Annotated in this window: 23 protein-coding genes; 16 read left to right on the top strand and 7 right to left on the bottom strand. The window is 62.4% G+C overall.

What is annotated here, in order from left to right:
* Nucleotides 1-87 precede the first annotated feature (87 nt).
* Nucleotides 88-915, top strand: coding sequence for a DMT family transporter (locus tag M1R55_RS15490; protein ID WP_249394238.1), 828 nt, complete (start codon nucleotides 88-90; stop codon nucleotides 913-915).
* A gap of 166 nt (nucleotides 916-1,081) precedes the next feature.
* Here the strand turns inward: M1R55_RS15490 and M1R55_RS15485 are convergent, their stop codons facing one another.
* Nucleotides 1,082-1,444, bottom strand: coding sequence for a metal-sulfur cluster assembly factor (locus M1R55_RS15485; RefSeq protein ID WP_249392614.1), 363 nt, complete (start codon nucleotides 1,442-1,444; stop codon nucleotides 1,082-1,084).
* On the bottom strand, nucleotides 1,444-1,773 hold the full coding sequence (locus tag M1R55_RS15480; protein ID WP_249392613.1) for a rhodanese-like domain-containing protein: 330 nt from the start codon (nucleotides 1,771-1,773) through the stop codon (nucleotides 1,444-1,446). The genes M1R55_RS15485 and M1R55_RS15480 overlap by 1 nt, the downstream gene beginning before the upstream one ends.
* A 70-nt stretch (nucleotides 1,774-1,843) precedes the next feature.
* Here M1R55_RS15480 and M1R55_RS15475 point away from each other — a divergent pair, with 70 nt between their 5' ends.
* The 5 genes from M1R55_RS15475 (at nucleotide 1,844) to M1R55_RS15455 (ending at nucleotide 8,175) form a co-directional block, all read left to right on the top strand.
* Nucleotides 1,844-2,116: a rhodanese-like domain-containing protein gene (locus M1R55_RS15475; RefSeq protein ID WP_249392612.1), complete on the top strand. Its 273-nt coding sequence runs from the start codon at nucleotides 1,844-1,846 to the stop codon at nucleotides 2,114-2,116.
* A gap of 240 nt (nucleotides 2,117-2,356) precedes the next feature.
* Nucleotides 2,357-4,903 (top strand): U32 family peptidase, encoded by a 2,547-nt coding sequence (locus tag M1R55_RS15470; protein ID WP_249394237.1) that lies wholly within the window; start codon nucleotides 2,357-2,359, stop codon nucleotides 4,901-4,903.
* A gap of 103 nt (nucleotides 4,904-5,006) precedes the next feature.
* Complete coding sequence (locus M1R55_RS15465; protein WP_249392611.1) at nucleotides 5,007-5,591, top strand: DUF402 domain-containing protein; 585 nt, start codon at nucleotides 5,007-5,009, stop codon at nucleotides 5,589-5,591.
* 119 nt (nucleotides 5,592-5,710) lie between these two features.
* On the top strand, nucleotides 5,711-6,484 hold the full coding sequence (locus M1R55_RS15460) for an ABC transporter ATP-binding protein (protein ID WP_249392610.1): 774 nt from the start codon (nucleotides 5,711-5,713) through the stop codon (nucleotides 6,482-6,484).
* Nucleotides 6,481-8,175 carry a hypothetical protein gene (locus M1R55_RS15455; RefSeq protein WP_249392609.1) on the top strand — a complete coding sequence of 565 codons (1,695 nt, stop codon included), beginning with the start codon at nucleotides 6,481-6,483 and terminating at the stop codon, nucleotides 8,173-8,175. Before M1R55_RS15460 ends, M1R55_RS15455 begins: the two co-directional genes overlap by 4 nt.
* Nucleotides 8,176-8,312: 137 nt before the next feature.
* Here M1R55_RS15455 and M1R55_RS15450 read toward each other — a convergent pair whose 3' ends face one another.
* The gene (locus M1R55_RS15450) at nucleotides 8,313-9,530 is read right to left on the bottom strand and encodes a saccharopine dehydrogenase family protein (RefSeq protein WP_249392608.1); all 1,218 of its coding nucleotides are present in this window, start codon (nucleotides 9,528-9,530) and stop codon (nucleotides 8,313-8,315) included.
* Between the two features lie 230 nt (nucleotides 9,531-9,760).
* Between M1R55_RS15450 and M1R55_RS15445 the strand changes: the two genes are divergently transcribed.
* Both M1R55_RS15445 and M1R55_RS15440 read left to right on the top strand, forming a co-directional pair.
* Entirely contained in the window at nucleotides 9,761-10,108 is a 348-nt protein-coding gene (locus M1R55_RS15445; protein WP_249392607.1) for a hypothetical protein, read from the top strand.
* 161 nt (nucleotides 10,109-10,269) lie between these two features.
* Entirely contained in the window at nucleotides 10,270-10,809 is a 540-nt protein-coding gene (locus M1R55_RS15440) for a hypothetical protein (RefSeq protein ID WP_249392606.1), read from the top strand.
* Between the two features lie 99 nt (nucleotides 10,810-10,908).
* Here M1R55_RS15440 and M1R55_RS15435 read toward each other — a convergent pair whose 3' ends face one another.
* Nucleotides 10,909-11,799 (bottom strand): bacteriorhodopsin-like, encoded by an 891-nt coding sequence (locus tag M1R55_RS15435; RefSeq protein ID WP_249392605.1) that lies wholly within the window; start codon nucleotides 11,797-11,799, stop codon nucleotides 10,909-10,911.
* 351 nt (nucleotides 11,800-12,150) lie between these two features.
* Between M1R55_RS15435 and M1R55_RS15430 the strand changes: the two genes are divergently transcribed.
* The 4 genes from M1R55_RS15430 (at nucleotide 12,151) to M1R55_RS15415 (ending at nucleotide 15,211) form a co-directional block, all read left to right on the top strand.
* A complete protein-coding gene (locus M1R55_RS15430) occupies nucleotides 12,151-12,480 on the top strand; it encodes a hypothetical protein (protein WP_249392604.1) in 330 nt (109 codons plus the stop codon).
* Between the two features lie 207 nt (nucleotides 12,481-12,687).
* The gene (locus tag M1R55_RS15425) at nucleotides 12,688-13,269 is read left to right on the top strand and encodes a DUF1572 family protein (protein WP_249392603.1); all 582 of its coding nucleotides are present in this window, start codon (nucleotides 12,688-12,690) and stop codon (nucleotides 13,267-13,269) included.
* 82 nt (nucleotides 13,270-13,351) lie between these two features.
* Nucleotides 13,352-14,677: a 3-phosphoshikimate 1-carboxyvinyltransferase gene (gene aroA / locus M1R55_RS15420; RefSeq protein WP_249392602.1), complete on the top strand. Its 1,326-nt coding sequence runs from the start codon at nucleotides 13,352-13,354 to the stop codon at nucleotides 14,675-14,677.
* 243 nt (nucleotides 14,678-14,920) lie between these two features.
* A complete protein-coding gene (locus M1R55_RS15415; protein ID WP_249392601.1) occupies nucleotides 14,921-15,211 on the top strand; it encodes a YiaA/YiaB family inner membrane protein in 291 nt (96 codons plus the stop codon).
* A 100-nt stretch (nucleotides 15,212-15,311) separates the two neighbouring features.
* On the opposite strand, the gene M1R55_RS15410 is transcribed toward M1R55_RS15415, so the two are convergent.
* Complete coding sequence (locus M1R55_RS15410; protein ID WP_249392600.1) at nucleotides 15,312-15,614, bottom strand: hypothetical protein; 303 nt, start codon at nucleotides 15,612-15,614, stop codon at nucleotides 15,312-15,314.
* A gap of 209 nt (nucleotides 15,615-15,823) precedes the next feature.
* On the opposite strand from M1R55_RS15410, the gene M1R55_RS15405 reads away from it, so the two are divergent.
* From M1R55_RS15405 to M1R55_RS15395, 3 genes are all read left to right on the top strand, one after another.
* Nucleotides 15,824-16,978 carry a hypothetical protein gene (locus M1R55_RS15405; protein ID WP_249392599.1) on the top strand — a complete coding sequence of 385 codons (1,155 nt, stop codon included), beginning with the start codon at nucleotides 15,824-15,826 and terminating at the stop codon, nucleotides 16,976-16,978.
* 15 nt (nucleotides 16,979-16,993) lie between these two features.
* The gene (locus M1R55_RS15400; protein WP_249392598.1) at nucleotides 16,994-18,124 is read left to right on the top strand and encodes a [LysW]-lysine hydrolase; all 1,131 of its coding nucleotides are present in this window, start codon (nucleotides 16,994-16,996) and stop codon (nucleotides 18,122-18,124) included.
* A gap of 61 nt (nucleotides 18,125-18,185) precedes the next feature.
* Complete coding sequence (locus M1R55_RS15395; protein ID WP_249392597.1) at nucleotides 18,186-20,009, top strand: SLC13 family permease; 1,824 nt, start codon at nucleotides 18,186-18,188, stop codon at nucleotides 20,007-20,009.
* Between the two features lie 88 nt (nucleotides 20,010-20,097).
* Here the strand turns inward: M1R55_RS15395 and M1R55_RS15390 are convergent, their stop codons facing one another.
* Nucleotides 20,098-20,259 carry a hypothetical protein gene (locus M1R55_RS15390; RefSeq protein ID WP_168733616.1) on the bottom strand — a complete coding sequence of 54 codons (162 nt, stop codon included), beginning with the start codon at nucleotides 20,257-20,259 and terminating at the stop codon, nucleotides 20,098-20,100.
* 183 nt (nucleotides 20,260-20,442) lie between these two features.
* A complete protein-coding gene (locus tag M1R55_RS15385) occupies nucleotides 20,443-21,753 on the bottom strand; it encodes an MFS transporter (RefSeq protein ID WP_249392596.1) in 1,311 nt (436 codons plus the stop codon).
* Between the two features lie 324 nt (nucleotides 21,754-22,077).
* Here M1R55_RS15385 and M1R55_RS15380 point away from each other — a divergent pair, with 324 nt between their 5' ends.
* Entirely contained in the window at nucleotides 22,078-23,067 is a 990-nt protein-coding gene (locus M1R55_RS15380; RefSeq protein WP_371827122.1) for an NlpC/P60 family protein, read from the top strand.
* Nucleotides 23,068-23,094: the final 27 nt, after the last annotated feature.

Raw genomic sequence — 23,094 nt, 5'->3', positions numbered from 1 at the left:
CAACCGACACCCCCCAACCCCCTTCCCCCCATACTGTTGCCCGTGCGTTCATCCCCTGTTCCGCCCATTCCCGCTCTGATCCTGTCCATGCTGTCTATTCAGGGCGGCGCGGCTTTTGCCAAAACGCTGTTTCCGCAATTGGGGCCAATGGGCACGACGACGCTGCGAGTCACGTTGGCCGCGCTGATCTTGGGTCTGATCTTCCGCCCCCGCCTCAGCGCTCTCAATCGGGGCGATTGGTTGGCCATCATTCCCTACGGCCTGTCCCTCGGGCTGATGAACCTGGCGTTTTATCTGTCTCTCACGCGCTTGCCGCTGGGCTTGGCCGTAACCCTAGAATTTGTGGGGCCGCTGGTATTGTCGCTGGTTTTGTCGCGCCGCCCATTGGATTTTGCTTGGGTGGGGTTGGCCGCTGTGGGCATCGTCATGATCGCGCCACACGGGGGAGGGAGCGCGGCGCTTGACCCGATAGGCGCGGCGTTGGCCCTCTTGGCGGGCGCCTTTTGGGCGCTGTACATCCTTGCAGGCGGGGCGGTGGCACGGCGCTTGCCGGGGGCGACGGGCGTGGTGGCGGGCATGGCTATTGCCGCGCTGGTGTCGCTGCCGTTCGGGTTGGTGCAGGCGGGTGCGGGCTTGCTGCACCCCTCCGCGTTATTGATTGGCTTTGGCGTGGCCATTCTATCGAGTGCGCTGCCCTACACCCTGGAAATGTACGCCCTTCGCGCCCTGCCCGCCCGCGTCTTCGGCGTGATGATGAGTATAGAACCGGCCTTTGCTGCCCTGAGTGGCCTGCTGTTCCTGAACGAACGCCTGACGCTGGTGCAGTGGTTGGCGGTGGCCTGTGTTATTGCCGCCAGTGCCGGAATCAGCCTGACCGGAGTCAGCGCTCACAGCGAGCCGGAGCCGATTGGGTGAAGGTTTTTGTGTGGTTGGGCGTGAATATGACCGATTATCTCAAGTAGTTTCTTTTTGCCCCACAAGCCAAAAAAACGCGGAGTGTGCCCGTAGTTACCTACGATTCACACTCCATGTTCCAGTTTTTGCCCTTCTAATACGGACTCCACTTCATTCGGAATTCTTCTTACAGGTTAAATCCGAACATCCGCATCTGGCGTTTGCCGTCTTCGGTCATCTTGTCCGGCCCCCACGCGGGTGTCCACACGAACTCCACGTTCACCTGATTCACGTTGTCCAGACGGCTTACGGCCATCTCGGCGTCGGCGCGGATCAGGTCTTGCACGGGGCAGCCCACGCTGGTCAGGGTCATCGTAATGTCAATAATGCCGTCCGGGTTGATGTCCACGCCGTAGATCAGGCCCAGATCGACCACGTTTACAGGGATTTCAGGGTCTTTGACCACTTTCAGGGCTTCCATGACCTGCTCCTCGGTAGGCATTCCGGCGGCGGCCAATTCGCTGGCGGGAATCGGAGTCAAGTCGTCCATTACTGGCCGCCCTTCACGGTGGGCAGGCCCTGTTCGGCCCAGGCCATCGTGCCGCCCTTCAGGTTGGTCACGTCGCTGTAGCCATTCTGAAGCAGGAATTGTCCGGCCCGGTCACTCCGCGCCCCACTGCGGCAAATCATGACCAATGGGCGGTCTTTGGGCAGTTCGGCAAAGCGGGTTTCAAATTCGCTCAGGGGAATCAGGGTGGCTCCCTCGGCGTGGATTTCGTCGTATTCGTTCTGCTCGCGCACATCCACCAGCAGTGCGCCGCCCTGCACCAATTGTTGCCCTTCGGTGGGCGTCGCTTCGTTCAAAGTTCCGGCAGTCATGCCTTCATAATACCTGAGTAGAGCAGTCGGATTGTGCCGAGTGCGGAAGGCGCGGGCCTATCCTGTGCCTATGCTCATCCCGCCTAACGCCACGCTGATAGACCTGCGCTCAGAGGCGCTGCGGGCCGCCCAGCCTCTAGGCGAATATGTCAACAATTCCGTGCTGGCCGTCACTCTGGAAGCGATAGAAGAAGGCACACACAGCCTCGCCACTGTGCCGGGGCCGCTGCTGGTGATCTGTGAGCGGGGCGTGCGCTCCGGCCTGGCGGCGCGGTATTTGCGGGCCGATGGCCTGGACGCGGGGCATGTGGTGGGCGGACTGGCAGCCTTGATAGAAAAATAGGGTTTAACTCCGTCGAGAAGTCAACAACGCGGGTTACCCTTGGCCTTCTTAGACCCTCAGACCCTTGGCCCTCAGATCGTTCTGCCCGCCCCTAACCCCAACCCGCCCCACCTTCCCACCCGCATCAACCCGCTAAACTAATCCGTTATGTCGTTCGAGCCTGTGCCCCAATCCAACCCAGTTCAGCCCAACTCCACCCTATCCATGCCCCTCCAGCGCACCAGAGTCAAGCCAGAGGTCATGAGTCCGGTAGGCGGCTGGCCTCAGTTGCGGGCGGCAGTCGAGGCGGGGGCCGACGCCGTGTTCTTTGGGGTCAATCCGGTGGAGGGCACAGGCTCCGGTTTTCATGCGCGGGCCAAAGTGGGCTTCGACGCCGCCGAATTGCCGGACATCATGCGCGACTTGCACGAACGGGGCGTGCAGGGCTTCGTCACCTTCAATGTGCTGGTGTTTGACCGGGAACTGCGCGACGCCGAGCGGCAACTGATTCACCTTGCCGAAAGCGGCGTGGACGCCATCATCGTGCAGGATCACGGCGTGGCACGGCTGGCCCGCCAGATTTGCCCCGATCTGGCCGTTCACGGCAGCACCCAGATGAGCGTAACCAGTGTGGAAGGCGTGCGGCACGCGGCGCGGTTCGGGGCCAGCCGGGTGGTGCTGGGGCGCGAACTCTCGCTGCGCGACATAGAACGCATTGCCGCCGCCACCGATATCGAACTGGAGACCTTCGTTCACGGCGCACTGTGCGTGTCCTATTCCGGCCAGTGTTTTTCCAGCGAGGCGTGGGGCGGGCGCAGTGCCAACCGGGGCCAGTGCGCCCAGGCCTGCCGCCTGCCCTACGAAATGCTGGTAGACGGCGTGCAGCGCGACCTCGGAGACGCCCGCTACCTGCTGTCTCCGGGCGATCTGTACGCGCTTCATCAGGTGCCGGAACTGGTCAGGATCGGTGTGAATTGCCTGAAAATCGAGGGCCGCTACAAAGACGCCGAATTTGTGGCCCTGACCACTGCCGCCTACCGTCAGGCTGTAGATGAGGCGTGGGCGGGCCTGCCCCTCAGCGTCACGCCGCAGCAGGAGCGTGATCTGGAGCAGGTGTATTCGCGTGGACTCGCGCCGCACTTTATGGCCGGAACCAACCACCAGACCGTCGTGCGGGGGCGTGCACCGCGTCACCGGGGCGTGCAGGTGGGCGTGGTGCGCGGCGTCACCGAGCGCGGCGTGCTGGTGGAACTCTCGGAAGCCCTGAAGCCCGGCGACGGCCTGGTTTTTGACCCGGCCAACTGGCGTGCCCCCGAAGGCCGTGAGGAAGGCGGATTCCTGTATGGCCTGTGGGCGCAGAGCCGCCAACTGAGCGAATCCGAACTGGCTGCAGTGCGCCCCGGCCAGACCTACGAACTCCGCTTCGGGCGCGGCGCTGTCGATGGCCGCCGCGTGCGTGTAGGCGACCCGGTGTGGCGCACCCATGATCCCACGCTGGTGGCCCGCGTCAAACCCCTGCTGGACGCCAGCGATCCGGTCTACACCCGCCCAATTTCGGCTGAGTTCGTGGGGCAAGTTGGTCAGCCGGTTTCGCTCACCCTTACCGATGAAGTGGGCCGCAGCGTCACTGCCACCCTGCCCGAACCGCTGGCCCCCGCCCGCAACCGCGCCCTGGATGAGGCCAGCCTGCGCGAGCAGTTAGGCAAACTGGGCGGCACACCGTTTCACCTGTCGGCCCTGACTGTGCAACTCGAAGGTGCGGGATTCCTGCCCATGTCTTCGCTGAATGCCCTGCGCCGGGACGCCACCGACCAACTCCGGGCGCTCCGCCGCGAAGGGAAAGCGCAAACCGTTATCCAGACGCCCGCGCCTGTCTCACTGACCCCTGAGCCCGTCCCAGTTCCCGCCGTTTCCCCCCGCCTGCACGTCCTCGTCCGCACCCCCGAACAACTGGACGCCGCCCTTGCCGAGCGCCCCGATTCCATCACGCTGGATTATCTGGAACTGTACGGCCTGAAGCCCAGCGTGGAGCGCGTGAAGGCGGCGGGCATTGCCGTTCGGGTCGCCAGCCCACGCATCCTCAAACCCACCGAACAGAACTTGCAAAAGTTCCTGCTGTCGCTGGGGGCCGACCTGTTGGTGCGTTCCGGTGGCCTGCTGGAAGGCCTGCAAGACGCACTGGCCGAGTTGCCCGAAGACCAACGCCCTGCGCTGATCGGTGATTTCAGCCTGAACGCTGCGAACGTCCTGACCACCCGCGCCCTGCTGGACTTAGGCTTGCAGCGCGTCACGCCCGGCCACGACCTGAACGCCCGGCAGGTCACCGAACTGGCCGCCCTCGCCGGAGCCGCCAACTTGGAAGTCATCGCCTACCAGCATTTGCCCGTGTTCCATACCGAGCATTGCGTGTTCTGCCGTTTCCTCTCGGACGGCACCGACTACACCAATTGCGGCCACCCCTGCGAAACGCACCGCGTGGCCCTGCGAGACGAACGCGGCGTGGCGCACCCGGTTATGGCCGATGTGGGCTGCCGAAATACGGTCTTCGAGGGCCGTCCGCAAGTGGCGAGCGCGCATCTGGGCGGCTGGCTGGAAGCGGGCCTGCGCGACTTCCGTTTTGAGTTCGTTCATGAATCGCCTGCCGAAGTGAGCGAGGTTATCCGCGCCCACCGTGCCTATCTGGACGGGCAGGATTCGGCCCACACGCTTGCCATGCGGCTTGCCCCCATTGGCGCTCAGGGCGTCACCGAGGGCAGTCTATTCGTGCCCAACAGCTTTGAATTGCTGCCTGCCTTGCCGGTGCTTTAGGCATGTGTTAGGGCGTGAAGTTGTCTACATTGCCCCCATTACATACCCCCCAGTTATTTAGATCTCTACTTTTTAAGCTCATCACAGTCAGGTAGTCTGCTGTATGTCGGTTCACTTGCCTGCCTGCCCGCCTGCTGCGGCACATCCTGTCAAGACCGAGCGCCACGATACCGACGCGATGAGGCATCACACCAACACGGGTGTGCGCCACGTCCATACCTACCGCGAACACGCGAACGGGCTGTTCGTGGCGCGGCGTTTTGACCGTCATCCACGCATTCGGCATTGGCAGGCGCAGTTGCTCCCCGCGTTGGGCGTGCAACTCTGCCGCTACGACTTTCATCAGGCCCGCGAACATGATTACTACATCGACATTGCCTCTATTTCGCAGTCAGTGGACGACGCCGCCGTGTGGGAAGTCCGCGACCATTACCTAGACGTGATCGTCCATGAAGGCGTGACCGCTGAACTCGTAGATGCCGATGAATTGGAAGCCGCCCAAGCCGCCGGATTCATTTCCGAGTCGGAAGCCCACCGCGCTTACGCTGCCGCCGATGCTGTGCTGCACGGCCTCCGGCTGGCCCGCTACCATGTGGCCGACTGGCTGGAAGCACAAGGCGTGTGCGTGGAGTGGTTGAAGTCGGAAGGCGTGGGACAGGGGGAGTCGGCTGAAGTTCTGTCCAACTAGGAGGGGCGAACGTGGAGTGCGGAACGTGGAAACAGCCAAACCACGATTCCACTCCAAGATTCACGCTGCACGATCCTGCCTGTCACCTTCCCGTGACACGCCGCCCGCTAGCCTGAACCGTGATCGAAGTCAGCGGGTACACCAAACGGTACGGGCGGCATGAGGCGGTCAGCAACCTGAGTTTCAGCGTGCAACCGGGCGGCGTGTTTGGGCTGTTGGGCAGCAACGGGGCGGGCAAGACCACCACCATTCGGGCGCTGGTGGGCCTAACCCGCCCCACGTCGGGTACGGTGCGGGTACAGGGATTCGATGTGTGGGCCGACCCGGTGAAGGCCAAAGAAGCCTTCGGTTACATCCCAGACCGCCCGTATCTGTACGGCAAACTGACTGCCCGCGAGCTGCTGCGTTTTGTGGGCCAGCTCTACCGCGTGCCCAACATCGACTCCGAAATAGACCGGTGGCTGGAACTGTTCCGCCTGACCGACTACGGCAACGAACTGATCGAAACCTACTCGCATGGGATGCGGCAAAAAGTAGCCATCGTTGCCGCCCTGCTGCCCGATCCGCCCGTGCTTATCGTGGACGAACCGATGGTGGGCCTCGACCCACACGCGGCGCGGCAGGTGCGCGAGTTGTTCCGGGGGCACGCAGACCGGGGCCGCACGGTGCTGCTGACCACCCATTCCCTGCCGCTGGCCGAAGCCATTTGTGACCGTCTGGTCGTTCTGGATCGGGGCAAGGTGCTGGGCGAGGGCACGATGGACGACCTCCGCACCCGCACTGGCACGGCGGCGGGCGGGGTACACGGCGACAGTCTGGAGCGGATTTTCTTCCGGCTGCTGGAGGAAGAATTGGCCGAGGCGGAGAGCCGCAAGGCTGAGGCATTGGTGTGACGACCCAGCCTTACCGTCCGTTTCCGCCGCCTGCCCGCGCTCCCAGTTTGCTGGCGCTCAAGGCCACCGCTTTCGGGCATACGCTGCGGCACGGGCCAAAGTGGGGGTATGCCTTTCTGGTGGTGCTGGCAGTGGCGCTCGTCTCGGCAGAAGTCTACGGCACCTGGCGGGCACTCCAGTTTCTGGGGCGTTTCGGCTCCATCGGCACCAATGTGTTCGCCCGCGTGCTGGAAATCGGCCTGATTACCCTCAGCAGCGGCGTCACCTTCAGCGCCACAACTACGGCTATTTCCACGCTGTACCTCAGCGACGACCTGAATTTTTTGCTGACCCAGCCGATCCCCACGCGCCGGGTCTTTGCCCTGAAGGTCTTTGAAACGTTCCTGAACACCGCCCTCGTGCCGCTGTTCCTGATGCTGCCGCTCTTGGCGACCATCGGCGTATTTTTCGGTGCGCCGCTGTGGGCCTACCCGGTGATGCTGGTGGCCGCCGTCCTGACTTTTGCCGCTCCAGTCGGCCTCGGCGCACTCTTGGCAGTTGGCCTAATGCGCGTCGCTCCGGTGGGCCGCGTGCGCGAGGTGTCCACGGCGCTGGGCGTGCTGTTCAGCGCGGGTCTGGTGTACGCTATCCGCGCCCTGCGGCCCGAAGTGTTGGTGGAGAAGGTGCAAGACCCGGCCCAATTTGAGGCCCTGATGCAGAATTTTTCCAGCCCCAGCAGCCCATTCTTGCCGCCTGCCTGGGCTTCTCAGGGCATCTGGCAGGCCGCGCAGGGGCAATTGGCGTGGCCGCTGCTGCCGCTGGTGTTGTTGTCTGCTGGTCTGTTGTTGGCCGCCACCGCCCTCGCCACCCGTGCCTATCAGGAAGGGTGGGCGCGGGCGCTGGACTCCAGCACGCCCCGGCTTGATCCCCGTCCCCGCCGGGCCAGCGCCGCCGAACGCCTGGCAAACCGCTTCGGCATCGGCGGTAGCCTCGCCTACAAAGACCTGCGCCTGACCCTGCGCGACCCGACCCAGTGGAGTCAGTTGTTGGTGGTCGTGGCACTGGCCGGGGTCTACCTCGTCAGCGTCAGATCGGTGCCCATTCCGATTCCACAATTTCGCGGCATTCTCGGCTACGTGCAGTTGGCCTTTCAGGGCTTCATCATCGCGGGCGTGGCGGTGCGGCTGGCCTTTCCAGCCCTGTCGGTGGAGGGCCGCGCCTACTGGCTGCTCAGAACAGGCCCCATTACCGCCCGCCAGATCGTGGTCAGCAAGTTTTTGGGTGTGCTACCCGTCACGCTGATTCTGGGCCTGGTGATGGGTCTGGTCAGTGCCCGCAGCATGAATCTCGGCCCCACTCTGCTTCTGCTCAGTGGACTGGTCAGCGTCAGCAACGCCTTTGTTATCACCGCTTTGGGCGTGGGCCTCGGCGCAGCGGCTCCCAAATTCGATGCCGACAACCCCGCCGAAATCGGGGTCAGTCCAGGCGGGTTGGCCTTCATGGGTCTCAGCCTGGCGTATTCCGTGCTGGCGCTGCTGCTGCTGGCCCGCCCGGTGGCCGGAAGCGTTCTGCGCCCCGATCTGTTTCCCGGCTACAGCGCCCTATCTACACCTGAAGGAATCTTGGGCCTGATCGGGCTGTCGGTGGCGACGGTGCTTTGTACATTGGGTGCGCTGCGTTGGGGTTGGACGCGGTTGGATCGGCTGGAATAGCGGGTCTGGGACGCAGGAAAGACACAGCGATTTAGTCAAGCTGTTCTTCAGAGCTTGTCGCCTACAGTCAAAAAGAGGGCGAACAGCGCACACTCACGCCCCCGCCCTCTCTTCGTGGTGTTTTCCTAATCCCTCATTCAGTCGTGAACGAGTTCAATTCCGGTCAACTCTTCCACCTTCAGGCCCCACTGGTTCATGGCGGCCACGAAAGGATCGGGGTCAAATTCTTCCACGTTGTACACGCCAGCCTTCTTCCACGTGCCCTGAAGCATCAGCATCGCGCCGATCATGGCAGGCACGCCGGTGGTGTAGCTGATGGCCTGCGCCTGCACTTCCTTGAAGGTCTCGGCGTGGTCGCAGACGTTATACACAAAGTGAACCTTCTCCTGGCCGTCGTGCCCGATGCCGCGAGCCTGCACGCCGATGCAGGTTTTGCCGCTGTAATCGGCGGCGAGGCTTTCGGGGGCGGGCAGCACGGCCTTCAGGAACTCGATGGGCGCGACCTGCTGGCCCCGGAAATTAATAGGCTCGATAGAGGTCATGCCCACCGCTTCCAGCACGCTCAGGTGCTTGATGTAGGCTTCCCCGAAGGTCATCCAGAACCGGGCGCGTTTGATGGTCGGGAAGTTGACCACCAGCGATTCGAGTTCCTCGTGGTACAGCACGAAGCTCTTACGGGTGGCGACTTTGGGGTAATAGATGTCCTGCGCAATTTCCAACGGCTGGGTCTCGATCCACGCGCCGTTTTCCCAGTAGCGCCCGTTGGCCGTAATTTCGCGGATATTGATTTCTGGGTTGAAATTGGTGGCAAAAGCCTTGCCGTGACTGCCGTTGTTGCAGTCCACGATGTCCAGATAATGAATCTCTTTGAAGTGATGCTTGGCGTGGTGGGCGGTAAACACGTTGGTCGCGCCGGGATCGAAGCCGCAGCCGAGAAGCGCCATCAGGCCCGCCTTCTCGAAGCGCTCGCGGTAGGCCCACTGCCACGAATACTCGAACTTGGCCACGTCCAGCGGCTCGTAGTTGGCGGTATCGAGGTAATGCACGCCGGTTTCCAGGCAGGCGTCCATAATCGTCAAATCCTGATAGGGGAGGGCCACGTTGATGACCAGTTCAGGCTTGAAGGAATTGAACAGTTCCACCAATGCAGGCACATTATCGGCATCCACGCTGGCCGTACTGAACTTGGTGTTGCTGTCCGGCAGGTGCTCATGAATTTCGGCCACGATCTTGTCGGCCTTGCTGACGGTGCGCGTGGCAATCAGCACTTCCGTAAAGACGCTGTCGTTCTGGGCGCATTTCTTGGCAACCACGTTGCCCACGCCGCCTGCTCCAATAATGATGACTCGGCTCATACGCGGCCCAGTGTAATACCAAATTGTGATGATTCGCCAGAATCATCCGAGCGGAGCGAGTGGCAAAGAGTACGGGCTGGCGGCGATGGACAAACATCCGGTGAGGGTACGGTAGGGTTGGGAATCAGAGCATGTCCGTATAACCCGAGTGCGCCCCCCCCCGTCAGATACCCGCTGCTGTAATGGGCGGTGTGAGGTTTCTGGTCAGGTGGTCTTGCTAGGCTGCCCACATGAGTAAGCCCACCCCGCCCCCAGTTCGCACCATTACCGATGCCCAGCGTAAAAGCACTTTCCGCACCTTCCTCTGGATTCTGGGCGGATTCATAGCGACCATTGGCCTGTTGGTCGCCACCTTCAGTTTTCAGGGTCGCGCCGCCCGCGACTACGGCTCCCGCGCGGTACAGGCGGCCCTGGCCAGCCAGCCCTCACCCAGCATTTCCTACGAGCAACCCTGCGCCGACCTGTTGAATATGCCGCTGCCCGACACCGTAGAAAAATGCGTGATTCGGGTGGTCAGCGGTGCGCCGGAGGCCATTCTGGATGTCGAAGGCGGACGGCAGTACCGGATGACCAAGTGAGATAGACGGCCCACCAGATCTATACGGCCTTTTAAATATGTAACGAATAGCCTAACAGTCAGATAAACCAGCCAAAGTGTATGGATGGGCTAGGGCCGCTCTAAACCAGCTTTGGCGGTCATCTCATCTGCATGAATCGTAAGCGTTTCACACTATGAGACATGAAACACCTTATGTTCCCTACGGTGGCGCAGGCCGACGCTTTTGTTCAGGACTTGCAGTCTCAAGGCGTTATTCGCTCTGAAATGGGTTCGGCCTCTGTCAATCGCCGCAGCACCATGACCGACAGCAGCATGGCCAGCACCACTGGCGTGACGAACGATATGGGCACGGACTACGCAGGCGGCACCGCCGAAGATGCGGGCGCTGGCGCAGTGAAAGGCACGGGCGTAGGCGTGGCTGTGGGTGCGGTGGCCGGGGTCGTTGCCACCATTGCAACGGGCGGCCTGGCCGGGATTCCCGTCATTCTGGGGATGGCGGCTCTTGGTTCGGGTGTAGGCGCAGGCGTGGGCGCAGTGGGCGGCGCGGCGGGCGTGGACGAAACCAATGGAATGGGCCACACCTACGACGTGGACGACGACCACTACGACCGGATGAGCAGTACGGTTTCCAATGGTGGACGCGCTGTTGCCATCGAAGATTCCATTCCCCACGATGTGGTCGCTGCTGCCGCCGCCCGTCACGGTGGACAGTTCGTCTAAGTTCTGCGTTTTACCCCCAAGCAGAGAAGGCCGCTCCGATGTGGATGCGGCCTTCTCTGCTTGCCTAAGTTTTCCTTGCTGAACCTGACTGGACTGCTTTCAGTCAGCGGCGTTGACGGGTAAGGGCGCACCCGCCGAATTCACGTCATTGACCAGGCCACCGTCGTCACGGGTTTTGGCAACGGCGATGGCATAAATCAGCAGGCCGAACAACGGCTTGGCGAGAACGTCGGCAATGGTGTAGCCGACCTGCACGCCCACCACGGCGCTCGAGCCCACGATGCCCAGCATCGGCAGAATGTAGGCGATGGGGTACACGCCCCACGAGGCCAGCAGAAGCAGGCGCAGGTTCCTCACCAACACCTTCACTTCTGCAGACTGGCGCTCGGTGGCGCGGGCCAATTCGACCCACAAGATGTACAGGATGTACAGGAAAGGAATGGTGCTGAGCGTGCCCCACAGGAAACGGGTACCCGTGTCGGTGGCGATTTCGCCGGGGTAGCCGAGAACGATCATCAGGGTAGCGGCCACCGCCAGTCGCAGAATCAGGCTGTTGGCCACGTGGCGGGCCAGGGCCAACACGGCAACGGCTTCTACCAGCAGGAGGGGCACCGTCAGCAGCCAGTCTACGTAGCGGTAAGCATCGTTGAATGGCACAGTCGTCGGTGCATAGACACCTGCCGCATTCAGCGCATAGGCCGCCTCGAAACTATTGAAGATTCGGACGTAATGATAGGCAGCGATGGTCACGACGACGCCACTGATCAGCAGGGCGATCCGGTATTTTGGAGCCACACTGGAACGCGCCAAAAAGAAGAAGATGGCAGACGCGCCCATTGCGGCAATAGCAAACGAAAAGAAATTGTAGATCAGATTGAACTGACCTGCTGTGAGGGTTGGCCCCGACGTATCTGGCCCGCCGACATTGGTTTGGGCCAGGGCTAAGCCAGCAAGTAAGACACCAAGGAATGGCAGCACACGTTTCATCATTGTTCCCCCAGAAGTCGCTTTATACGGCTGATAAATCAAAAAATGACAGGTCACAACCGCAAACGGCGATTGAGTTGACTTGGGCGCTCGAGCACCATTTGGTTTCTGGCCGAATTCATCATGCGCCCGGCATTAATAAAATTTAATGATGATCTCTTACAGTTTGATCAAGCGGTAACCACCAAAGCTATTAAAACTCTCGGTCATCATGCAAGCGACGAGCAGACTCTATTCAAAACCTTGCTCCTGGGGTTATGACTTACTAATGATCAGGGACATTTGTCCACTTTTCATTGACTCGGTTGCCGTTCTCTGCAACCACCCCGCAAGTCCATTACCATGGGCGGCAGAATGCCTCACTCCCGCCTGAAACTGCCGCCGCGTTGGTTGATCTTGCCTGTCGCTCTGGCGGTGTTGTTGGCCCTCGGCCTGAATAGCCGCCAGGGCCGCACTGCTGATCTGGTGGCGGCGCGGGCCTACGCAAGCGCCGTGCAAACAGCGGCTCAGCGGGCATGGCGCAGTGACCCGGCCCAACCTTTTCTGGAAGCTGGCACCAGTGAAGACTGCCGGGGCGGCGTGGCAGAGGCCAAAGTCAGCGCCTGCACGGTCACGCGCCTGCCCAACGGCTTTGAGGTGGAAGTGACGCTGGGGCAGGCACAACTGACGGCCACGACGTACTAAATCTGCACCCTTCAGCACCAGCTCAAGTTGCGCTTTTCAAACAGGCCAGCGCTGGCTGGGGGTAAATGGGGTCATGGCCCAACTGTACGGCCCGCCCACCGGGAGGAAATTCGGCGTTTTGGTGGAGGTGGGGCCGTCAATTTGGCCTGCCCTGTGTTGGCTTGTCTTGGGCTGGCTTTTCTTGACCTGGCTGCGCTAGCTTTTTCTATGGCTGACTCTGTGAATACTGACACGGTGGATATTGCGGCGTTGTACCTGTCGGATGTGCGGGCGCGGATGCGGGGCGTAAAGGCGCTGGGACACGGAGCGTTGGCTCAATTGCAGGAGACCGAGATCAACACGGCGTTATCGGCAGACGGCAACAGCTCCGGGGTGGTGGTGCAACATCTGGCCGGAAATATGCGCTCCCGCTGGGGCGGCTTACGCTTCGGCTATACGGCGGCAGAAGGCGAAACAGGCACGCGCAACCGTGACGCCGAATTCGAGCCGCACTTCAGCACGCTGGCTGAAGTGCAGGCCGAGTGGGAAGCGGGCTGGGATGTGTTTCTCTCGGCTTTGGATCACCTCACACCCGCCGATCTGACCCGCACACTGACCATCCGGGGCGAGATGCATACCGTGCTGGAAGCCGTGCAGCGGCAAGTGGCGCACTACAGCGGGCATGTCTATCAACTGATTTTCTTGGTCAAAACATTGCGCGGCCCAGACTGGCAGACGCTCAGCATTGCGCGTGGCGGATCGGCGGCCTTCAATGCACAGATGCAGGGACGGCAAACACAGGAGCGGTAAACACAGGAGCGCAACGGTTGAGGCTCTAGCCTGTCTGACCCGCCCGCCCGTTTGTACCGGCCCGCCGCGCTAGCCTCACACCATGAGTTTTGACGGCCTGCCCGAACGGTTTGATGTGATGGTGTACCCCACCGCCGAATTGCAGGGCGAGCTGCGGGCGCAACCCAGCAAGAATTACACCACGCGCTATCTGCTGGCGGCGGCGCTGGCTGAAGGAGAAGCACGCGTGGTGGGCGTGGCGACCAGCGAGGATGCCGGGGCCATGCTGCGCTGCCTGGCCGATTGGGGCGCGGGCGTGGAACTGGTAGGCGACGACGCCGTGATCCGGGGATTCGGCGCACATCCGGCGGCGGGCGTGACGCTGAATCCGGGCAATGCTGGTGCAGTGGCCCGCTTTCTGATGGGCGTGGCGGCATTGACTACTGGCACCACCTTCGTCACCGATTACCCCGATTCGTTGGGCAAGCGGCCCCAGGGCGACCTGCTAGAAGCTCTGGAACGCTTGGGCGCACGGGTCAGAAGTGAGGCGGGCAGGCTGCCCATTTCTATCAGCGGGCCAGTGCGCGGCGGCCCGGTGGAAGTCAGCGCTGAACGCTCCAGTCAATACGCCAGCGCCCTGATGTTTTTGGCTCCGCTGCTGCCCGCTGGCCTGGATCTGCGCCTGACCGGAGACATCAAGAGTCACGCGCCCCTGCGCCAGACGTTGGATACGTTGGCGGTGTTCGGGGTGCAGGTCAGTGCCAGCCAAGACCTCAGCCGAATCTCTATTCCGGGTGGGCAAAGCTACCGTGCCGGACGGGTGTTGGTGCCCGGCGACTACCCCGGCAGTGCCGCGTTGCTGGCGGCTGCAGCCACGCGCCCCGGCGTGCTACGCCTCAGCAATCTGCGCGAGCATGACCTTCAGGGCGAGCGCGAGGCCGTAGATGTGCTGCGACAGATGGGGGCCGACATCACCCGTGAGGGCGACACCCTGATCGTGCGCGGTGGCCTGCCCCTGACTGCCGTGACCCGCGACGGAGACGGTTTTACCGACGCCGTGCAGGCCCTGACTGCCGCCGCCGCTGCCGCATCCGGAACCACCACCTGGGAAAATGTGTACACCCTGCGCCTCAAAGAATGTGACCGCATCAGCGACACGCGGGCCGAACTGGAACGGCTGGGCCTCAGCACTTCTGAAACAGAGGACAGCCTGACCATCACGGGTACGGAGCGAATCGCGGGCGGCATCACAGTCAGTGGGCACGGCGACCACCGCATGATCATGCTGCTGACCCTGCTGGGGCTGAGGGCCGACGCGCCGATTCGGATTACAGGCGCACACCACATCCGTAAAAGCTATCCGCAGTTTTTTGGGCATCTGGAGGCGCTTGGGGCCAAGTTCGAGTATCTGCCCACCGACGCACACTGAGAATGGGCGCAGGTTTCCCCCATTTCTGAGGGGAAGGCGTTGCGGAGCGATGGTGGGGGTTCCCCTCCCAACTCTGCCTGAACCTCCCTGATTCTTGCACTGCGTTCCAGAACTGAGGCACGGTCACCACAAGTATTTATGCTGAGTTCAAGATTCAACCCAGTGCAAATCGCAGAGGTCGGTTCAGCTCGCCTTTCTTCCGGTCTGGTTCTCCGCTGCTTTCACGTTCAGGAGGTTCTGCCCATGACTCAGCCCAACCTGTACAGCAACCCTGACCTTCAGGGCGATTCGCCCGCTTGGATGAGCTTTATCTGGATTGCGTTCGGCCTGAGTTTTCTGATGATGATGGTCGGCGTGTATTACCTGCCCGTAGACTGGTGGATCAAAGGTTACCTGTACATGGGTACGATGTTTTTGACGGCCAGCATACTGACGCTGAGTAAGAGCCTGCGTGACCGCCACGAACACGAGCGACTGGTGAACCGGGTCAAGAGCGCCCGTACCGAACAAGTGCTGAGCAAGTACGGAGAATAATCGAGCACGGGAAAATGCAGGGACAGCAAACAGGGACGGCAAAGAAGAATGGGACAGGGCCGCAACGCCGTGTCCCACTTCGCCAACTCAACCCCAGCTGTTATTCTTCGCTGCTGTCGCGGTTCTGGCGGGTCGTGCCGTCGTTTGCGTTGGTGTGGTTGCCGTCTACATCGGCCACCAGATTGGTGTGCAGAACCGCTGCAATGCCGCCCGCTGTACCGCCGACGACGGCTGGAACTCCGCTGGCGTTGCTATTGGCTATGGCCGGAACGAAGGTTTCGTCGTTGTCGCGCCGTTGCTCGCCTTCTACCGGAGAATTGACCCGGTTGCCCGCGTCCTGCTCGACTTCCTCCACACTCTTGCCGAGAGGTTCGTTGCCGTAGCGGTTAGAGTTGTCAGTCATGCGTTCAGTGTGCGCGCGCTCCTTGCGGGGCAGCGTGAGTACAGCTTACGGGCCTCTTCATGCGTGAAGGCCCAGTCAGGCTAGAGGGCGCGAACTGTGAACTAAGTCGGTATGCTGCTTAGCACAGTGAATGTCACCTTGCAGGCCACCCCTTCCTATATTTTAATTGCCCGTACATATGCCGGAGTTCTCCCCGCAGGAGCAGACGCATGACTGATCGCGCCCAATCGGCCCTGAAAGCCACCGGAATGGACGAAACCCCCATCGCCTCACTGGAAAAAGACGACGCTCTTTTTGCGCTGACCACACAGACCCTGCTGTTTCAGGATGGCGGCGGCACCCGGCGAGTGACCCTGCGCGACCTGACCCGTATCCACAGCGACCAGGAAGGTACATTGCGCGTAGAAACGCCTGCTGGTACGGCACTCACGGCCAGTCTGCTGGGCTTCGACGCTGCCCGCGTGCAGGCCTTTTTTGCACAGGTGCGTGACACCACCGCCCGCGCCAAGCAGCAGGTCGCCTCACCCTTACCCAGCGGTGGAGAGAAGACTTTTGCCAGCATTCCGGCGGCTCCAGCAGTGACGGCGGCCCCAACGCCTACACCGGTCAGCCCGCCACCCGTAACACCAGCCACCCTGACTTCAGCGGCCTCAACTCCTGTTATGCCAGAACCGCCAAAGCCAGAATCCCAGAAAACTCCCCCCACCATCGTTATTGGCGACCCCGATGATGCACACGATGAAGCCGGGGCCCCCACCGCTGCCCCGGTGACGCGCACCGTCATCAGCCCTGCTCCGAGTCTTGCGAAGTCGGAGGCGGCTCCTGCTGCGGCTCCCACCGGTCCAACACCCCCCACGCCTCAGCCTTTGGTCATCTCTTCCAGCGGATTCTCGCCGTCCAGTGCACGGCCCACTGTTCCGTATGGTTCCGGAACGACCAACCCAGCCGCTTCTCCTCCAGCGGCTCAGCCTGCGGCGACTCCTGCCCCCAAGTTGGCCGCACCCAAAGTGGCCGCGCCGACTCCGCCGGTTGCGGCGGCTCCCGCGCCCTCTGCACCTGTCCCGCAGCCCACCGCCATCAAAACCCTGCCCACGCGCAGCGCCTCGGTCAGCGGTTTGCACGCTCAGGCCGATGCCGTAGAAGCGTTGGTCAGCCGCCTGCGGATTCTGGGCGTGGTACTGGGCGTGTCGGCTATCGCGCTGGCCTTCTTCCTGTTCACCGCCGGGCAAGGCCTCAGCGGCATCTGGACACTGATTGCAGGCGGCGTGGGCGGGATTTCGCTCCTCACGTTGGCGGAACTGGCCCGCTTGCTGGTGGGCATTGCGCGGGCCACCGGGAACGGCAGCAGTAACGACAGTCAGTGAGGTAATCTCACGCCGATGACTTCCGACGCCACTCCGGCCCGCCCGGCCCCCACTCCCGCCCAGCAAGAAGCCCGTGATCTGCTGATAGAAACCGTGCGGATTCCCTCACTGTCGGGGGAGGAAGGCGCGGCGGCACAGTTTGTGACCGGGTGGATGACGGCACACGGCTTTAAAGCGCACACAGACGAGGCGGGCAACGCAGTGGGCGAGCGTGGTAGCGGGCCATATACGGTGGCGTTGTTGGGCCACATAGACACTGTTCCGGGCAACATTCCGGTGCGGGTAGACGAATCCGGCGTGCTGTACGGGCGCGGCAGTGTGGATGCCAAAGGCCCGTTTTGTACGTTTGTGGCGGCAGTGGCGGCCCTGCCGCCGGAGGCTCTGGCCCAGGCCCGTTTCGTGTGCATCGGGGCCACCGAGGAAGAAGCCCCCAGCAGCAAGGGCGCACGCCACGCCATGCATACCCTCTCGCCCGACGCCGTGCTGATCGGAGAGCCCAGCGGTTGGGCAGGCCTGACGCTAGGCTACAAGGGCCGCCTGGTCGCCAAACTCCGCGTGACCAAAGACAACTTTCATACCGCCGGGGAAGGCAGCAGCGCCGCCGACGACCTCACCGAAGCCTGGTTCAGCATCCGGGCGTGGGCGGCGGGCGTGGGTGCAGACAGCCCCGGTATCTTTGACCGTGTGCAGGCCACCTTGCAGGATCTGGGCGCGTCGGGTGACGGGTTAACGCAGACCGCTTGGGCCAGCGTGGGCCTGCGCCTGCCGCCGAGTCTGGCTCCCTACGATGCTCAGGATGCTGTGTACCACGCCGCTTCTGGCCTGACCACCGACATCACCTTTACCGGACACGAAAGCGCCGTGCGCCACCCCAAAGACAACGCGCTGACCCGAGCCCTCCGCACCGCCATTCGCGCTCAGGGGGGCACGCCTACATTTAAGGTCAAAACTGGAACCAGCGATATGAACGTGGTGGCCGAACTCTGGCCCGTGCCCACGCTGGCGTATGGCCCCGGCGACAGCAGCCTTGATCACACGCCTGAAGAACGCTTGGACTTGGCGGAATATGACTGCGCCGTTCTGGTGCTGACCGACGCGCTGACCCGCTTGGCCCAAACTGCGGCCACAGCTTCAGCTCCTTCTTAAACCTCTGATGTGCATTCTCCTCATCCTGCGTCTATGACGGCGGGTCAGTCTGCCTGCACGCATGGAACCCGTCACACTTATCCTGATCTTGTTTGTGGCGGCGCTGGTGCTGTTTGCCACCGAATGGCTGCCCATCGACGTTACCGCCCTCTGTCTGCTCTCGGCCCTGTTGGTCTTGGGCCTGATTCAACCCAAAGTCGCCTTTGCCAGCTTTGGCAGCGATACCGTGCTGACCCTGGCCTCTCTGTTCGTGCTGACGCGGGTGCTGCTGCGGGCGGGAGTGATCGAATGGATCGGCACGACGTTGGCGCGGCGAGCAGGCAACCCGACGGCGCTGCTGCGTGGGCTGCTGGGCACGGTGGCGGGCGTGAGTGCTTTTACCAGTAATACCGCAACGACTGCCGTTTTTTTGCCTGTGGTGGCGGGCGCTTCCCGGCGGGCAGGGATTCCGGCCAGCCGGGCGCTGATGCCCTTGGCTTTTGCCAGCATTCTGGGCGGCACGATTACGGTCATCGGTACAAGTACCAATCTGGTGGTGTCGGGGGCGCTTCCGGCCAGCGGCCTCAAACCACTGGGCTTTTTCGAACTGGCGTGGGTGGGCATTCCCTGCGCCGTCATCGGCCTCGCCTACCTGTTCTTCGTGGCTCCCCGCCTGCTGCCCGCCCACAACACCGAACTGGCCGAGGGTGTGCGGGCGTACTTGGCCGATCTGACGGTGGCCCCCGCCAGCCCTCTGATCGGCCTGACCTTGCGCGAAAGTGGGCTGGGACGCGATTACGGCCTGACGGTGGTGGCGGTGCGCCGCGCTGGGAGCACGGACAGCAACTATGGCCCCGGCCCGGATTTCATCATTGAGGAAGGAGATACCCTGACTGTCGAAGGGCAGACCGAGCGCATCCTGGCGGGCAAAACGGCGCTGGGTGTCGTCAGCCGCAGCGAGCAGAAATTACTGGCCCTGTCTGCCGCAGAAGTGGGGACGGCCGCCCGTCCGGGCGATGTGAGACTGGTCGAAGCGGTGGTGATGCCCGGTTCCAGCCTGCTGGGGCGCACCCTGCGCGAGAGCCAATTTCGGGAACGCTACGGCGCGTCGGTATTGGCCCTGCACCGCCGCTCGCGCACGCTGGCCCGTGCGGGCAATCGGCCCCGTTCAGACAGGGGGGCAGACATGGTGGAACGCCTGGGCCGCACCCGTCTGCAAATCGGGGATGTGTTGCTGGTGCAGGGCAGCGCTGCCCGAATAGACGCGCTGGGCGAACATCTGGTGGTGCTGGGTGACCTGACCGAACAGGTGCGCAATCTGCGCCGTGCACCGCTGGCCATGCTGCTGTTTGGCGGTGCGGTACTGGCGGGCGGCTTCGGCTTCGTGCCGCTGGCTGTGGCGGCTGTAGTCGCAGTGGCCCTCAGTGTGGCTCTGCGCCTGATTACCCCAGAAGAGGCTTACCGCAGCATCGAATGGCCGATTCTGGTGCTGGTGGCCTGCATGTTGGCTTTCGGTACGGCCTTTGAGTCTACAGGCGCGGCCAAAGTTCTGACCACGGCGTTGTCGGGCGTGCTGGAACCACTGGGGCCGTATGGCTTGCTGGCCGCCCTGTTCGCGGTCACGGTGGCCCTCACCCAACCCATGAGCAATCAGGCCGCCGCACTAGTCATGCTGCCGCTGGCGATTGGCACGGCCACCGCGCTGGGTTACGATCCGCGCCCCTTTGCCATCGGCATTACAGTGGCGGCCAGCAATTCTTTCCTCACGCCGCTGGAGCCGTCGTGCATGTTGGTGTACGGCCCAGGACGTTACACCTTCCTCGATTTTATCCGTGTGGGCGCGGGCCTGACGTTCGTAACATTTGTGGTTGCCATGCTGGTTATTCCGATGGTCTGGCCGTTCTAGAGTCGGGTCAATAAGGTTAAGACAACGCAGCAGACGGGCAGCCAGAATGTTCTGGTTTGCCCGCCTGTTGCGTTGTCTTAACTCTTCCTCAGATGAACAGAGGTTCGTCCGGGTCATCGGGCAGGGGGCGGCCTTTGCGGGCCAGCAGTGCCGCAGTGGTGCCGATGCCGACAAGTGCGCCGACAGCCAACACCACCAGCGTCCATGTCAAGACGAGATGTGAGCGATCCGGTGAGCGGTCTGAACCCATAGCAGCAGCATAACAGCCCCCGCCCCGCTAAACCTGAAATCTGAAAGCTTACCCACTATTGAGGAATGTGGGGTGGGTTGAGGACTTGCAAAGCTGCGCCAGCACAGGAGATGAGTGAACAGATGGATTGCCCTTCCTTAGACCCTCAGACTCTAGCCACTTGGACTGCCGCTACTTCCCCCCTCAATCTGCACTAGACAGCGCTGCCGCATCAGCCTGGGCCTTTGGCTGATCCAGCTGGCGTGGCAGCCTGTGCCACAGCGCCGCTACCGCCAAGGCCCCCAGCGCGGCCAGGGTGACCAGGCCCCAGCGCGATCCCAGTAGACCAGTGGTGGAAATCAGACTGCTGGCAATCAAAGCTCCGGGCGGCCCCATGCCCACCAGCACAAAGGAGTAAAGGCTCATGACGCGCCCGCGCAGGTGATCGGGCAAGGTCAGTTGCACAGTAGAATTGGCGCTGACCAACAGAGTGAGCATGCCGAATCCGCAGACCGCCAGAATGGGCGTGGCGATGACCGGGCCGGGAGCGAAGGCCAGCGCGACGGTACTGACAATCAGAATAATGCTGCCCACCCGCAGATTCTTGAGGGGATTGGGTTTGCTGGCCTGCCACAGCGCTCCCGCCATCGCGCCTACCCCAAAAGCCGCGCTCAGTACGCCGAATGCCGCCTCGCGTGCATCGAACACCACGCGGGCGTAATAGGGAATGATCACGTTGAAATTGATGACCGTCAGGCTGAGTGCGCCCACCAGCAGCATCACGTTCCGCACGGCGGGCGTGCCGCGCACGTAGCGCAGGCCCTCGCGCACGTCTTCGGCCATGCTGCCGTGCTGACCGCCATCGCGAGCCGGAAAAGGCAGGGTGGCAATCACGAACAGCACCACGAAAAACGACGCCACATTCAGGTAAAAGGGAAGGGCCAGCCGTGAAAGATTGTCGGAATTGCCGCCCGCCAGCAGCGTCACGCCCAGCGCCGCCACCACGCCGAACAACGCTTGCCCAATGGTGCGGCTCACATTAAAAGACAGGCTGTTGAGGGCCACCGCGTTGGGCACGTCGCTCCTCGGTACAAAGTCCACGACCATGCTCTGACGGGCGGGCATATCAAATGCATTGGCCATGCCGCTGATAAAGGCCAAGATCATGACCAGAGGCAGGCTCACCACGCCCAGATGAGTTGTCACCGCCAACGCCGTTGCTGTAATCAGCAGGGTAATTTGGGTCGCCAGCAATACCCGGCGGCGCGGCACCCGGTCTATGACCGCGCCTGCAAACAGTGACAGCAACAGGCTGGGCGTAAACTGTGCCACCGTGACCCACCCCAGCGCCGCGCTGCTGCCGCCCGACAATTCCAGCACCAGGTATTGCTGCGCGGTGGCCTGCATCCACGACCCCACCAGCGAGAGAAGTTGGGAAAACCAGTAACGGCGGTAATTGGGGTGGCGCAGGGCACTGAAGGTTCGGCTGCGCCACGCGGTGGCACGCGCAAGCATTCCCGCAGGATAGGCCCGTACAGCAGCAGTTGTGGCCTGAGCACTCGCCTGAACTGTCCTTCAGTCAGTCATTCGGGACGGTGCGGGGGCCAGCACGGGGGGCAACGCAGTCGTCTTCATGGTTGGCATGGGGGCTAGGCAGGCCAAAGGTGCGCGTGTTACGGTGCGTCTATTCCTGTCCTGAGCGTCACCTGAAGATAAATTTATCTTGGGTGGCCTGTCCCAAAAGCCCCCTGTGAGACCCCTCTAGTGCGCTACGTTTACTCAATCCGCCGTTCTGCTTTGGCCCGTTTAGTCACGGTTGGCTTGCTGCTCGGTGCGGGCTTGTCTGCTGTGGCAGGCGCGACAGGGGGTTCTGTTTCCTCCCCAGCCCTCGCCCTATTTACCGTTACCGTTCAACCCGGCGACACTGCTTATGCTCTGGCACGCGGGGCGGGCATCAGCCTAGAGACGCTGCTGGCTCTCAACGGCCTGACCCCGAACGCGGCGGGCGGCGTGGACTTGCGGGCAGGTCAGACCCTACGGATTCGGGACTTGCCGCCGCATGTGGTGCAACCCGGCGAAACGTTGTATGGGCTGGCCCGCCGCTATGGAATCACGGTAGACGCGCTGCTGGCCGCCAATGGATTGCCCCCCAGTACCGTGCTGAGCGTCGGCCAGAGTCTGCGCCTGTCTGGGCCAACGGCTGCTGTGGCGTCGGCTCCCGCTGCAGCGGCTCCGGTGCTCCAGACTCCAGCAGTTCCAGTCCAGACAGTCCAAGCTCCAGCAGTTCAGCCTTCTCTTGTTCAGAACCCACTTACTCGTACAACGCCGCCCGTTTTGAGCGTTCAAAGTCAGCCCGTGCCGACCATCAATTCGCCCCAGATTCAAGGCTCCAGTGTGGCTTCAAGCATCCTGCCCAATCCCCTGCTTAACGCCCTCCCTAATGACTGGCGCGGCGCAGCGATGGCGTTACTGGGCACGCCCTACGTTTACGGCGGGGCCACCAGAGTCGGAACCGATTGCAGCGGCTTCGTGCTCCAGGTCTTTGGCCCACTGGGGTTACAGTTGCCCCGCCGCAGCGCGGATCAGGCGCAGGCTGGGTTGCCCATAGACGCTGCTGCCCTCTTGCCCGGGGATCTGGTCTTCTTCGATACCGAAGGACGCGGCAAGGTCACGCACGTCGGCATCTATCTGGGCGAAGACACCTTTGTGAATGCCAACAGCTACCGGGGCCAGGTGGCCGTAGACAAACTGATGTCTGACCGCTACTGGGCGGCTCGGTATCTGGGAGCGCGGCGCGTGCTGCCTGAAACTTTGGCCTACAGCCGGTAAAAGCGGAGGGTAGGCGAACTCAATCTC

The sequence above is a fragment of the Deinococcus sp. QL22 genome (genome assembly GCF_023370075.1).
Classification (GTDB): Bacteria; Deinococcota; Deinococci; order Deinococcales; family Deinococcaceae; genus Deinococcus.
This window is presented reverse-complemented; position numbering and strand designations above follow the sequence as displayed.